This is a genomic window from Domibacillus epiphyticus (assembly GCF_001975785.1).
Lineage (GTDB): Bacteria > Bacillota > Bacilli > Bacillales > Domibacillaceae > Domibacillus > Domibacillus epiphyticus.
On record NZ_MSFI01000030.1, the window covers coordinates 26248 to 39363 of the forward strand.

The 13116-nt window shown below is 38.1% G+C and carries 12 protein-coding genes and 1 pseudogene; 1 reads left to right on the plus strand and 12 read right to left on the minus strand.

Annotated elements, in window-relative coordinates; translation table 11 throughout:
• Nucleotides 1-83: 83 nt before the first annotated feature.
• The 3 genes and pseudogenes from BTO28_RS15520 to BTO28_RS15525 form a co-directional block, all read right to left on the minus strand.
• Nucleotides 84-1355, minus strand: a complete 1272-nt coding sequence (locus tag BTO28_RS15520) for an L-lactate MFS transporter (RefSeq protein WP_076767945.1) — start codon at nucleotides 1353-1355, stop codon at nucleotides 84-86.
• Between the two features lie 371 nt (nucleotides 1356-1726).
• Nucleotides 1727-2034: pseudogene (locus BTO28_RS17970) on the minus strand (ATP-binding protein); the annotation flags it as partial.
• Between the two features lie 93 nt (nucleotides 2035-2127).
• The gene (locus BTO28_RS15525) at nucleotides 2128-3018 is read right to left on the minus strand and encodes a methyltransferase domain-containing protein (protein ID WP_076768020.1); all 891 of its coding nucleotides are present in this window, start codon (nucleotides 3016-3018) and stop codon (nucleotides 2128-2130) included.
• A 142-nt stretch (nucleotides 3019-3160) separates the two neighbouring features.
• On the opposite strand from BTO28_RS15525, the gene BTO28_RS15530 reads away from it, so the two are divergent.
• Nucleotides 3161-3772 (plus strand): pseudaminic acid biosynthesis-associated methylase, encoded by a 612-nt coding sequence (locus tag BTO28_RS15530; protein WP_076767947.1) that lies wholly within the window; start codon nucleotides 3161-3163, stop codon nucleotides 3770-3772.
• Nucleotides 3773-3825: 53 nt separating this feature from the next.
• Here BTO28_RS15530 and pseI read toward each other — a convergent pair whose 3' ends face one another.
• The 9 genes from pseI to hag all read right to left on the minus strand — a co-directional run bounded on the left by pseI (nucleotide 3826) and on the right by hag (nucleotide 13045).
• Entirely contained in the window at nucleotides 3826-4881 is a 1056-nt protein-coding gene (gene pseI, locus BTO28_RS15535) for a pseudaminic acid synthase (protein ID WP_076767949.1), read from the minus strand.
• Complete coding sequence (pseH, locus tag BTO28_RS15540) at nucleotides 4878-5435, minus strand: UDP-4-amino-4,6-dideoxy-N-acetyl-beta-L-altrosamine N-acetyltransferase (RefSeq protein ID WP_076767951.1); 558 nt, start codon at nucleotides 5433-5435, stop codon at nucleotides 4878-4880. The genes pseI and pseH overlap by 4 nt, the downstream gene beginning before the upstream one ends.
• Nucleotides 5432-6517: a UDP-2,4-diacetamido-2,4,6-trideoxy-beta-L-altropyranose hydrolase gene (gene pseG / locus BTO28_RS15545; RefSeq protein ID WP_076767953.1), complete on the minus strand. Its 1086-nt coding sequence runs from the start codon at nucleotides 6515-6517 to the stop codon at nucleotides 5432-5434. The genes pseH and pseG overlap by 4 nt, the downstream gene beginning before the upstream one ends.
• Before the next feature lie 11 nt (nucleotides 6518-6528).
• Nucleotides 6529-7260 carry a cytidylyltransferase domain-containing protein gene (locus BTO28_RS15550; protein ID WP_076767955.1) on the minus strand — a complete coding sequence of 244 codons (732 nt, stop codon included), beginning with the start codon at nucleotides 7258-7260 and terminating at the stop codon, nucleotides 6529-6531.
• Nucleotides 7257-8414, minus strand: coding sequence for a UDP-4-amino-4,6-dideoxy-N-acetyl-beta-L-altrosamine transaminase (gene pseC / locus BTO28_RS15555; protein WP_076767957.1), 1158 nt, complete (start codon nucleotides 8412-8414; stop codon nucleotides 7257-7259). Before pseC ends, BTO28_RS15550 begins: the two co-directional genes overlap by 4 nt.
• Nucleotides 8415-8449: 35 nt before the next feature.
• On the minus strand, nucleotides 8450-9415 hold the full coding sequence (pseB, locus tag BTO28_RS15560; RefSeq protein ID WP_076767959.1) for a UDP-N-acetylglucosamine 4,6-dehydratase (inverting): 966 nt from the start codon (nucleotides 9413-9415) through the stop codon (nucleotides 8450-8452).
• Nucleotides 9412-11286 carry a motility associated factor glycosyltransferase family protein gene (locus BTO28_RS15565; RefSeq protein WP_076767960.1) on the minus strand — a complete coding sequence of 625 codons (1875 nt, stop codon included), beginning with the start codon at nucleotides 11284-11286 and terminating at the stop codon, nucleotides 9412-9414. The genes pseB and BTO28_RS15565 overlap by 4 nt, the downstream gene beginning before the upstream one ends.
• Nucleotides 11273-11875 (minus strand): hypothetical protein, encoded by a 603-nt coding sequence (locus BTO28_RS15570; RefSeq protein WP_076767963.1) that lies wholly within the window; start codon nucleotides 11873-11875, stop codon nucleotides 11273-11275. Before BTO28_RS15570 ends, BTO28_RS15565 begins: the two co-directional genes overlap by 14 nt.
• 336 nt (nucleotides 11876-12211) lie before the next feature.
• Nucleotides 12212-13045, minus strand: coding sequence for a flagellin Hag (gene hag, locus BTO28_RS15575; protein ID WP_076767965.1), 834 nt, complete (start codon nucleotides 13043-13045; stop codon nucleotides 12212-12214).
• Nucleotides 13046-13116 lie beyond the last annotated feature (71 nt).

Below are 13116 nucleotides of genomic sequence, written 5' to 3' on the forward strand. Positions count from 1 at the left end.
GTAACGAACTATTCAAGTTAATTCTTAAATGAGAAAAATAATAAAGAGGAGCGGATATAAGAATCCCCTCCTCTTCTAAATTATTACGAAGCGCTTTTCGCCGTTTTTTGTTGTTGTGCAGCTAACCGTTTAATATCAAAGCGGATTAAGATGGAAACAATTAATGCGACAACAAACAATCCTGAGAAAAATGATAAACTGTTCGCATATGAACCTGTTGTATCTTTAATCCATGCAGCGAATAACGGACCTGCAAGACCAGCTGCGGACCAGGCAGTTAAAATATAACCGTGGATCGCACCCAGCTGCTTTGTTCCAAAGATATCGCCAATATACGCCGGAATAGCAGCAAATCCGCCACCGTAGCACGTATAAACAACCGCCAGCATGATTTGGAAAAGTATAGAAGTGCTTGTTAGCGGCAGCAAGAAAAACAAGGCAATTTGCAACACGAAAAATGTCGTATACGTATTCGTTCTTCCAAAGTAGTCAGAAACAGAAGCCCAGCCAATTCGTCCGAGACCGTTAAAGATACCCATGACCCCTACTAAAGCAGCTGCTTCAGCTGTTGATAGTCCGATACTTTCTTGTGCAAGTGGTTTTGCAGCCGATAGTATCGCAATACCACATGTGATATTGATAAAAAGCATAATCCAAAGATAATAAAAGCGCTTTGTTTTTACAGCTTCATTTGCCGTTAACTGAGCCAAATCTTGTCTTACTTTCTTGCCAGCGCTTGCTTTTTCTTTAAATCCTTCCGGCATCCAGCCTTCTTCAGGCCGTTCTAAGTAAAGTGATGATAATGTCATGATAATAAAGTAAGCTGCACCTAAAATGAAAAAGGTATTTGCGATTCCAACTGATTTAATTAATGAATCCATAATCGGGCTCGCCACCGCGGCAGCAAATCCAAATCCCATAATGGCAAGTCCTGTAGCTAAACCTCTTCGATCCGGAAACCATTTAACTAATGTGGAAACCGGTGCAATATAACCTACCCCTAGACCAATTCCGCCCAGTACACCATACGTTATATATAATAGCGGCAATGAACCTAATTGGACAGCGAAGCCTGCTCCTGCAATCCCTACTCCAAAAAAGACAGAGGCAACAAGTCCTGCTTTTCTCGGACCATGCTTTTCAACAAAATGTCCCATAAATGCAGCAGATAAACCTAAAAATAAGATAGCAATACTAAATGTCAGCTGCACTTGTTGCGAAGACCAGCCAAATTCCTCAACCAAAGGAGTTGTAAAGTTACTCCAAGCATAAACAGAACCAATTGATAAATGAAGACCTACAGCAGATAATGCAATTAACCAGCGATTTTTTACTTTTTTCTCCAATTCATTCATCTCCTATTATTCCTATTTAAAACCAAATATGACATTTTCTCCTTTCTGTTATATAAAAAAGGCAACATTCAAAAAGCTTATATGAATAAGCTTTTGAATGCTGCCTAACAACCCAACATAATTTTTGTGCGGGGTGGTCAACCATCATGGTATGAAAAATAAAAAACATACAGATCTTGCAGGCTTTTCATTTTCAAAAAAAATAAATTATTGTAAGCGATATTATCTTAGCAAATTCTGTAGAATTTAGCAATACATTATATGATAAAAAATTACTACTTTTTCACAGGCCAAAAGACCTCTGCAAAATTTTCTCGTTAAATAAGGCAAAAAAAGCTTACAATAACATGAAATACAAGTGTATTTTCTCTTCATCGCAATATTGTGACCGTCAATACCAAAGACACAATCTGCGATATGTAACCATTCTCCGATCCAAAAATCGTTTTGCGGTGTTTCATTCTGTAGCTGTCGCCATTCAAGTGAAGAATCTCCACACGATGGACAATTCTGTTCAAAATAGCCGTTGTAATAGCCGGATCTCCCAATAATTCTCCCCAATCCTTTAGAGGCCTTACATCAAAATAGTAGATGCCTTTTCATGCAAGTCGTTAATCAGATGAAAAAATAAATTTGCTTCCTCTTGGTTCATTGCCATAAACATAAAGTCATCAATAAGATATCCGCCTCACGGATGCGCTTAAGCCGTGACTATTTGGATGCTAGCTTTTTATAGGAGAAATTGCCAACAGAATAGATGGTACTTCTGCTTTCAATCTAAAAATTTTGTTGCAATGATCGCGTTTTGTGGTAACAAGCAAGGTATGTTGTTAATAATGGGATAAGCTAATAAACTATCTTGAGAATAATAGGCATTGTTTTTCAGAATAATATCTGTTTTCGTAACTGGACAGCACATCGGATTCGCAACTGTCTCTCCGGCTTCTTTTTCAATAATCAGTAAACCAGTGGGATTTAAAGGATTCGAACTTACTTCAAATAGACGATGCTCTAAAATCTTATAACCCATATTATTTGCCGTTTCATACAAATTTGTAACATAGCCATGCTCTTTCATCCGTGTTCTAGCTGTTTCATCTGCTAATTCGAATGATGGTTCAAGTAAAATCAAATATTTATTTGTAATACGGTACAGTTCTTTTAATGCCTCTTCTTCCCGGCCACCGTTTGGTTCAATCGAATGAGATGTATATACAATATCAATAGAATTATCTTTTAAAGGCGTATTAAAAAGATCACCTGTAAATAAATGAACATTATTCAAATTTTTATTTTTAATAAATTTCTCAGCATACTTAATTCTTGACCAGGATATATCAAATCCATAGGAATTATTTGGTTTCTTTTCCAATTTAGAAAGAGTAACGCCTAAAGTGGTTGCTTCCCCTACACCGGCTTCAAGAATAGAATCATATTCACCTATATTATTAATGATCTGCGATAAATAATCACAATATGCATTTTTAACTGAAGGATTATTTTCATATCCTTTTATATAAGATCCTGCTTGAAAATCGTAACTGATGAGTATATCCTCTAAGCTATTTTTATCCTCATTATTAAATGTCTTAAGGTAAGCTATGATATTCTCATTTTCCTCATATATTTCTTTAATTTTTTTTAAAAGAACTAATTTATCCACTTTTAAAAACACCTCTTATAATCCCTTTATAAATAACTATTTAAATAATTCAGCAAGAACTGCTTTTTCAACAAATAATAGTTTTTAAAATATATACTGTAGTATAATTAATATTATTTTAATTTAAGCAGGAGGGCTTCAATTGACTCAATATAAAACAGAACAAGAAAAATTTTGGGCTGAAGAATTCGGTAATGAATATATAAAGCGCAACAAAAATTTTTCCACAAACATTCCTTTATTTTCAAGGATCTTAAACAGAACAAACCAAGTGAAATCCATACTTGAATTCGGATCCAACATCGGATTGAATTTAAAAGCGATCAGAGCAATTTTGCCAGAAGCTAAATTATCAGCAATCGAAATTAATCCTGTAGCAGCTAAACATTTGGAACAAATCGGAAACCTCGAAATCTATAATCAATCTATTTTAGATTTCGAGGTAGATTATAAGCGAGATTTTGTTTTGATTAAGGGTGTTCTAATCCACATAAATCCTGATTTTTTGAACGATGTTTATGAACTGCTTTATAATGCAAGTGATAAATACATTTGTATCTCAGAATACTATAACCCAACACCAGTTGAACTTCATTACAGAGGTCATGAAGGCAAGTTATTCAAAAGAGACTTTGCAGGAGAAATGCTTGATAAATATCCTAACTTAGATTTAGTTGATTACGGTTTTGTATATCACAAAGATAAAAACTTTCCACAAGACGATACCACGTGGTTTTTACTAGAAAAAAAATAATTTATTTTGGCTCCAGTAACGAGGTGGAGTAAATACTCATCGTTACTGGGATTTTAATATAATAACAACTCTAAGCTTAATGGTGTACCTTCACTAATATCACTTTTCGATTTTTTGCCAAGAATCAAATTTATATATTTGGGTTCTAATCCGTATCCCGGCCGAACTACCTTAATATTCTCTTTTGTAAACCTTTCACCGGCTTTTATATCCTTTGCCACGTAAATCGACCTTCTAAATTTCAATGATGCTTTTTCTTTTTCGGTTGGTCCATATGTGATGCTGCCGATTGCCTGCCATGCCCGTTCTGTTTCTACTACAAGAGCTTTCATCTCGCCCGGTTCCATTGAAAATGCAGAGTCTACTCCGCCGTCTGCGCGAGAGAGGGTAAAGTGTTTTTCAATCACCGTTGCGCCGAGAGCCACACTCGCTACTGCTACTCCCGTCCCCATTGTATGATCTGACAGACCGACCTGTACATTAAATAACTCCCTCATATGGGGGATAGTCGAGATATTCGTATTCTCTGGTGTTGCCGGGTAGGTACTTGTGCATTTTAAAAGAATTAAATCTTTGCAGCCTGCTTCTCTTGCGGCGGCCACCAATTCATCCAGTTCAGCTACAGTCGCCATACCCGTTGATACAATCATCGGTTTTCCAGTCGCGGCTACCTTTTTAATAAGCGGAATATCTGTATTCTCAAACGAAGCAATTTTATAAAGCGGTACATCCAGCTCTTCCAGAAAATCTACCGCAGTTTCATCAAATGGTGTGCTGAATGGAATCATGCCAAGTTCACGTGCCCGTTCAAAGATTGGTTTATGCCATTCCCATGGCGTGTATGCCTGCTGGTAAAGTTGGTACAATTTTTGTCCGTTCCACAAACTTTTTTCATCATTAATTTGAAAATCAGGATTTTCAATATTTAATGTCATCGTATCAGCTGTATATGTTTGGATTTTTAATGCATGAGCCCCTGACTTTGCAGCTGCTTCTACAATCTCTAATGCTCGGTCAAGTGATTGATTATGGTTTCCAGACATTTCGGCAATAATAAATGGCTTATGCTTCCGTCCAATTTGAACGCCGTCTATTGTTATCGTATTCATACGTACCTTCCTTCGATTTTCATCTGAATGCGCGCAGATTTTTTAGACCACTCTTCTTTAAACATCCCGTATAACACTATATCAACATCTAAACCATCTCTAACGATCTGTTTCCGAAGTAATCCTTCTTGCACAAAACCCATTTTTTGATGAAAAGAGATGCTTTTTTTATTTGAACCAATAACTTCTGCACATATTTTCCGAACCGATATGTGATTAAATATATAGTTTAAGGATGTAAACCCCAGTATTGTACCCATCCCTCTCGGGGCATCATCTGATCCAATATAAAAACCCCATTCACAACGCTTGTTTACTTTATCAATATCGTTTACGTTTAAAATCCCATATGGTATACCACCATAATAAAATATCCTCGAAATCGATGTTTCGCTTCTTTGAAGTTTTTCAAACCATTTTACATGCTGTTCCATTGAAATGACGTCTCTGTTATACATGCAATCCCGTATCCATTCTTGATTACGCCAGTCCAATATTAGCTTCAGATCTTTTTCTTGAATATCTTTCAGTTCAGCTTTGTATAGGAAACTCATTTTTGGAACTCCATTATTTTTTTAACAACCAAACGTCTTTTTACTTTTTCAGGATCGACAATTCCATTGCACTTATTAATTATTTCAATCATTTTCATAGGTGTGCGGCAAACTTCGTTGATTTTATTTGCGATATGCCAAGATGTCACTTGTGAACTTTCCCCCAGACAATACACTGCACCTTTGTTCGCAACAGCTTTCGACAACTCTTTCTGATTATCGGCCACAATAATTGTAAGTGCAGGCAATTCAAGAAAGCATCTTTCCCAAGAGGTTGATCCCCCTGCTCCAATCGCCAGATCCGATTTCACCATTAACTCGGCCATGTTATTGACCTGACAATGAAAAACAAACTGTGGCCTTTTATTACAGAACGCCTCGATCTCTTCGTTTTGTGGATTAGCTGCCCCAACGACGACATTTACTTCTATCTCAGAAAGGTTCAATTCGCATTCGCTAATAGCTTTCAATGTTTTCAGCGTCTCACCTGTTGGATCGGTTCCGCCAAAGAAGACAAGGATTTTTTTAATGGTTCCATCCCGCTTGATGCTATTTGTGTCGATCGACAAAAATTCGTCACGCAGTAAAACATAATTCGGACCAAGCAACAGCTGGCATGAAGCTGGTACTAAGCCTTCATATCGTTTTTCTAGATTAAGGTAGAAGTTTTGATCAAGTAGGATATCGCAGTCATGGATACGATCAGCCAAGTCATCAATTACCATGATATGGTGGACAAACGGACGGATTTCTTTTTCCCAATTTACATCCAGGCTATAGTGATCCACAATAAGGAGATCAATCTCCTTATCCAAATGCTGAAGAACTTGCGCTGTGTCTCCTGCATCTTTCCTCCAGCTCTCTCTCATCCATTGTAAGTGATTTTTGTCAGATGATGCTGGGAGCGTAAATACCTTAAACCCTTCAGTTTCAATATACTGTATGCTATTCCCCTGAAAATCACGGCTTATAAAAATAATTTCCACATCTTCGTGCGCCAGCTGCTTTGCCAGCGTCAAGCAGCGCATCACATGACCGGTTCCAATTTCAACAGAGGCGTCTGTTCGGATTGCTATCTTCATTGTACCTACACCTACAATTTCTTTTGTTCAATATGTGCATTAATATTGCTCCACTCAGGATGCTTCTCAAGCAGGGCAATAACATTTTCGAGATAAAAAAACTGATCCGGTGAGTAGAGCTTATCTATAATTAATGAAATGAGTTCAAAATCTTCCTCTGTGTCCACGGTCAAGCGATAATGGCTGTAATCATTCTTATTCTCTATCCCTTGAATGCGAAATCGGTCTGGGTTTGTGTAAATATATGCCGTGACATGCTCTCTATCCCGTTCAAGCACTGCTTCCTGATGGGCTCGTTGAAGTGCATGATAAGAAAACACTTCCGTATCCATACCGCGTGGAAAGGTGCGTTTAATGGTGTTGGACACATAATCAAACAATTCCTGATGGGCTAAAAAATATCCGACGGTCTGATCGACTACTTGAGGGTCAATAATTGGACAGTCAGATGTCAGGCGAACAATGACATCTGCACTAAATTCCTTGGCTGTTTCGACATATCGGGACAACACATCCTGTTCTGAACCCTGATAATATGAAATCCCTTTCTCTCGGCAAAAATCGACAATCGGCTGATCACTACCTTTTACTGTGGTCGCAATAATAATTTGATCAATTGTTCCCGCTTTGCGTATCCGTTCAATCTGATACTCAAGGAGCGTTTTCCCATTCACTTTTTTGAGTATTTTTCCAGGAAGGCGTGTTGATCCCATTCGTGCTTGAATAATAGCCGCTACTTTCATTTAGCCACCTTCTTTACCACAGAGCGTACAGCTGTGATTACATCGGAAACATCCTGTTCTGTCATCGCCGGGAACAGAGGCAATGAGATAATCTTTTCATATAGCTTCTCTGCGTGCGGCATGGAGCCTTTTCGATAGCCCAGCTCCTGGTAATAGGGAAGTGTATGAACGGGTATATAATGAACATTCACACCGATATTTTGTTTCTGAAGTTCTTCAAAGATTTCTTTTCTTCCCGCTGTTAATTCTGCTGTATTGAGTTTGATGATGTACAAGTGCCAGCTTGAATCACCATCCGAGTGCTGATACGGTGTAACAATTTGCGGCATTGGTTCAAATGCTTGATTGTACGCTGCCACAATCTCTTTTCTTCTGGCCACAAATTCTTCCAGCTTGTCCATCTGGCTGCATCCAAGCGCTGCTTGAATGTCTGTCATTCGGTAGTTGTAGCCGAGAAACTGCATTTCGTAAAACCACGGACCATGGTTTTCTTGAAGCAAATCAGGGTCCCGTGTAATCCCATGTGAACGGAATTGAATCAGTTTTTCATAGTATTCTTTCCTGTTTGTGACGATCATGCCGCCTTCACCTGATGTCACGTGTTTCACTGGATGAAAACTGAACATCGTCATATCACTTAACGAGCCGATTTTTTTTCCTTTATAACTTGCGCCAATGGCATGGGCAGCATCCTCGATCACGACCAAGTCATGCTTTCTTGCAAGTTCATGAATACGTTCTAGATCGGCTGGCTGACCGGTAAAAGCAACCGGGATGATCGCCTTTGTTTTGCTGGAAATGTTCTTTTTAATTTCAACAGGGTCAATATTGTATGTTTTAGGGTTTATATCCGCAAATACAACCGTGCCGCCCTGATAAAGCACACAGTTTGCGCTTGCGGCAAATGTCATGGGCGTTGTAATCACTTCATCCCCATGCCCAATCCCTGCAGCAAAGCACGCTCCATGCAAAGCTGCTGTTCCATTTGAAAACGCAACAGCGTATGCTGCGCCAACATAATCAGCCACTTTCTTTTCGAATGCGGCTACAGCTGGACCGGTTGTTAAATAATCGCTTCTAAGGACCTTGACAACCGCTTCAATATCCCCCTCATCAATCATTTGCCGTCCATATGGCAAATAGCTATCACGCATTTACTCGTCCTCCCAAAAAAGAAATGCAGCATCCTCTACATTTCTTCTACTAAAGCACGCAGCTCTTCAACAGAAAGCCACTCAGTGTTTGAATCACTCGTATATTTAAATCCATCTTCAAGCGATTTCCCCGCGGCTGTGTATTCTTCAGACCACCATGGAAACTCGGGCTGAATCACATAATACGTGTCAAACTCTTTCGTATGCCGCGCATCATCTTCCATAATCATCGCTTCATGAAGCTTTTCTCCCGGACGAATACCGATAATCTCAATCTCACATTCCGGTGCGATTGCCTTTGCCAAATCCATTACGGTCATACTCGGGATTTTCGGGACAAATATCTCGCCGCCATGCATCCGCTCCAAATTATCTAAAACAAACTGGACACCCTGGTCCAGCGTAATCCAAAAACGTGTCATGCGTTCATCTGTAATCGGCAGTCGTCCTGTTTCTTTAACTTTTTTAAAGAAAGGTACAACACTGCCCCGGCTTCCAACAACGTTTCCGTAACGGACGACCGAAAATTTCGTATTACCCTCTCCGACATATGAATTCGCAGCAACAAATAATTTATCAGAAGCCAGTTTTGTCGCTCCATAAAGATTCACGGGACTGGCTGCTTTGTCTGTGCTGAGTGCGATAACTTTTTCTACATTGCGGTCAATCGCTGCTTCAACAATATTCTGTGCACCATGAATGTTCGTTTTTACCGCTTCAAATGGATTGTATTCACAAGCACCGACATGTTTTAATGCCGCTGCATGGATGACAATATCCACACCGTCAAAAGCGCGATAAAGCCGCTCTTTATCCCTCACATCTCCGATAAAAAAGCGCATGCGAGAGTCGGTGAATTCTTGCGCCATTTCATATTGCTTCAATTCATCACGGCTGAACACAATCACTTTCTTAACATCCTGCTCGAGTGCTTTTTTGATAAATTTTTGACCGAATGAACCTGTTCCACCTGTTACTAATATTGTTTTCCCAGAGATCATTTCTGCTCCTCCTTTTCCAAAATATTCTCTATTTTTTCTTGTAGTTCTTGATAATATGGAAGAACAAATTGAAAATTAGCTTTTATTTCTTCGATGAAGTTACCAAATACATCAACAACAAGACTGCCTTTTTTCCTCAAATTAATTTCATAACGAATCGATTGGCTATCCTCTGATAACCGCTCGTTATGTACCCTTATCATCGGCTCGATAAAACCTCGATAAAATTCATTATTTTTCAGCTTCTTAAATTCTCGATCAAAGTTAGCGAATTTCTTCTCAAGCTGTTTTGTTTGATGATTTTGCAAAGCTTTTTCAATCGATTTTAATTCGAATGATGTTGTAGAAATTAATCCCTCACATCGTTTTTTTGCTATTTCTATTTTCTTTGCGGACTGGCCAACAAAATCAAAATCATAACCGTTTTCACTAACATACCAGTTTTCTACAGTGTGTTCTTTTAAGTTTTCTAAAATTAGTTCCTGCAAAGTCTTGAACCGTGCTCCTTCAATATGAGCGCCACCTTTTGTTGTATTAAAGACCTTGATGTTAGGTGACTGCTTTATGTATATCTCTAATTGCTGTCGTATTCTGTTGTAACCATCGTTGGTTTTTATATCATTACCGTAAACATCATTTATAGTAATTAGTCCTTTTTGCTGTTCTTCTGTCAACCTATTTGAAGTATGCTCATACTCAATTCCCTTAGCATACCTTTCATTGTTTTGAAAGCTCAAATTCTGTCCAACAAGAACAATACAATCTACACCTAGCGTTTTTAACATTTGATAGGTTACCAATGCGACTGAAGGTGCGTCCAACACAATATCTATATTTTTTGATCTGTCAAGGAATAATGGAGAGATTGAATCCTGGCTTGTAATCATATGAAACATGCCACCCGGATAATTAAGCAGTGTCTCAAAGCCGACACTGCTTCCAAAAATCAAAGGAATACTTGCTACTTTACGATCTTTAACAATTTGTATAACACGCTCGTTAAGTCCTTGTGGATCATATGTGCACACAGCATCAGGATAAATATCATGTTCAATCAGAGCATTAATAGCCGACCCAACTGAAAAAATATAGGCAAGACCATTTTCTTTTATATACTTTAAATTCTCAAATTCTTCATTTAGCGATGGACCGGCAGCTACAATAATTGCAGGCTTCCCTTTAAAATTGGTTTTATCAACATCATTTAAAATGTTCGGTGTCTGCAATACTTTTGGAAAGTTTTTTATCGAGTTAATGGTCCAGCGTTTTTGAAACGATATATTTGTGGCAAGATTGCTTCGTTTTTCAGTAAGGAGTTCTTTAATCACTTCAATGACTATCTTTTCTTCTTCACGATATAATTTTGCATATATAGGCAGGGTATAGACAAAGGTACTTTTTTTCCCTTTTTGTTGGATATTCCGGACTGTATGTTGAATAGTCTCTTCGTTTGTTCCAGTAAAAATAGTCTCTAAGTTATGAATAGGCCAGTTTTTCAAGTCTTGGATCGATAAAAATTGATAAAGTACTTCTACATTCGGTTCAAAGATCGAGAACTTCATATGTGGATGTTGCTTTAGCAATTCTGAAATGTGATAGCCCAGACCAATGCCGATAAATAGAACGTGGTTATAATTCCCAAGATCTTCTTGCTGACTAATTAGCCGCTCTGCTTCCATCTCCGGATCGTATTTGCTGTGAATATATTGTTGCCTTCCGTCTACTGTTACTTTAAGTGTTGGGCTTCCTTTTTTCGATGATTCGATTTGGACAGATTGAACGTCATGGAGTTCCTCTTCCCACTTAAGCAACTGATCGATAAGATGCCGCTGGTGAATACGCAGATAATTTCTGTTATCAATTTGTATCATGACGCGTTCCCTCTGTATCAATTGTTGTTGAAATTTCTTTTTCTAATGACTCATAAAATGGCTTAATTTCATACTGAATAAGGTCGGCTACTAATATATGATCCGCATTTTCAACTGCTTCTTCCAGCCCTTTCACTTCGTTTTGAAGCGTTGCCGACAGTTTTAAATATTCGTCCCAGTTTGCAGGTTTTTCTTTCATTTGATCAATAGATATAATAATTTGATTCAGCCATTGCATTCCTTCTAACATGTGGTCAAAATTCGTCCAATGATGTGTGGAAGGATTATTGTAAAATCCATCCGTTAAAATGCTTAATTCTGGCAAAGCCCTTTTTAAATACTCTTCTGCCGACAGTAAGATATCATATGTTAATTCTTTAGCTGTTCTTGCAATAACTTCAAGTTTTTCAATTTGCGCGGCGTTTTCTTTTAAATAGTTTTCCGGATCTTCATATACTTCCTTTCCGTCTGCAACGAAGTGGCTGAAATAATAAGAATTATTTAATAACGTATTTATTTGTTCAATGATTTGTTCAGCAGTTTGATATTGTTCCAACTGGATGATTTGTTTTTGAAATAAAAGCTCCATAAGGTGATTCCTCCAATAGATCTTTTTCTGTAAATTTTATCATAGTCTCTCTTTTATATCGGTTAATTTCAGTAAATCTTCATCTCTGTTTTATGAATAGGTAATTTTACCACGATATAACAACCATATGTATTTAGGATAGCTGAACTTGTAAAAAACATAAATACATAGTAACAAGTAAGCTTTTGGGAGTGGAGTCAGGATACGATGGAATTACCAATAAAGGGGTTATGTTTTTTATTAATTTATCTAATTACAACTTTCAACACTCTTGTAAATATATTTTCTCATAAAAAAACACGGCCGATTGTTCGGACCGTGTTCTTAATAAGCAGATTAACGAAGCAATTGCAATACACCTTGTGGAGTTTGGTTAGCTTGAGCCAACATTGCTTGTGCTGCTTGAGACAAGATAGAGTTTTTCGTTTGGTTCATCATTTCTTTCGCCATATCTACGTCACGAATACGTGATTCAGCGGCAGTTAAGTTTTCAGATGATGTACCAAGGTTGTTGATTGTATGCTCTAAACGGTTTTGGTTTGCACCAAGTTTAGAACGTTCCGCAGAAACTTTTGTGATTGCTGCATCAAGTGTAGCAATTGCAGCATTCGCACCTGATTGAGTAGCGATAGACACACCACTTAATCCTAGGGATCCTGAACCAGTTGCTTTCATGTTCCCAATTGCAAGATCAATATTTTGGTTAGTATTTGCACCAATTTGGAAAGTTAAAGCGCCTGAAGCTGTAGAAAGTGAACCATTCAATAGTGTTTTAGTATTGAATTGAGTTGTATCGGCAATACGGTCAATTTCTTTCACTAATTCTGCTACTTCTTTTTGAAGCTCTCCACGGTCTGCTGTAGTGTTTGTATCATTGGCAGATTGAACAGAAAGTTCACGCATACGTTGTAAAATTGAGTGTGTTTCGTTCAACGCACCCTCAGCTGTTTGAATTAATGAAATTGCATCCTGCGAGTTACGTGAAGCTTGGTCAAGCCCACGAACTTGTCCACGCATTTTTTCAGAAATTGCAAGACCTGCTGCATCGTCGCCCGCACGGTTGATACGAAGACCTGAAGCAAGTTTTTCCATTGATTTTGCTTGACCAGCATTAGCTGCGCCAAATTGACGGTGCGTATTAAGAGCTGCGATATTGTGATTGATAATCATTTATAGTTCCTCCTTGAGTTTGGCTGTTCACATCCTTGTGAACAGTAATGTATTTAGCAAGATATCAGGTC

Excerpts from the sequence above, each read along its gene's own strand:
- pseC (WP_076767957.1), bottom strand. The coding sequence starts at position 8,414 with ATGCGTGATAGCTATTTGCCATATGGACGGCAAATGATTGATGAGGGG.
- pseB (WP_076767959.1), bottom strand. The coding sequence starts at position 9,415 with ATGATCTCTGGGAAAACAATATTAGTAACAGGTGGAACAGGTTCATTC.
- BTO28_RS15570 (WP_076767963.1), bottom strand. The coding sequence starts at position 11,875 with ATGGAGCTTTTATTTCAAAAACAAATCATCCAGTTGGAACAATATCAA.
- BTO28_RS15520 (WP_076767945.1), bottom strand. The coding sequence starts at position 1,355 with ATGAATGAATTGGAGAAAAAAGTAAAAAATCGCTGGTTAATTGCATTA.
- pseH (WP_076767951.1), bottom strand. The coding sequence starts at position 5,435 with ATGAGTTTCCTATACAAAGCTGAACTGAAAGATATTCAAGAAAAAGAT.
- BTO28_RS15565 (WP_076767960.1), bottom strand. The coding sequence starts at position 11,286 with ATGATACAAATTGATAACAGAAATTATCTGCGTATTCACCAGCGGCAT.
- pseI (WP_076767949.1), bottom strand. The coding sequence starts at position 4,881 with ATGAATACGATAACAATAGACGGCGTTCAAATTGGACGGAAGCATAAG.
- pseG (WP_076767953.1), bottom strand. The coding sequence starts at position 6,517 with ATGAAGATAGCAATCCGAACAGACGCCTCTGTTGAAATTGGAACCGGT.
- BTO28_RS15550 (WP_076767955.1), bottom strand. The coding sequence starts at position 7,260 with ATGAAAGTAGCGGCTATTATTCAAGCACGAATGGGATCAACACGCCTT.
- hag (WP_076767965.1), bottom strand. The coding sequence starts at position 13,045 with ATGATTATCAATCACAATATCGCAGCTCTTAATACGCACCGTCAATTT.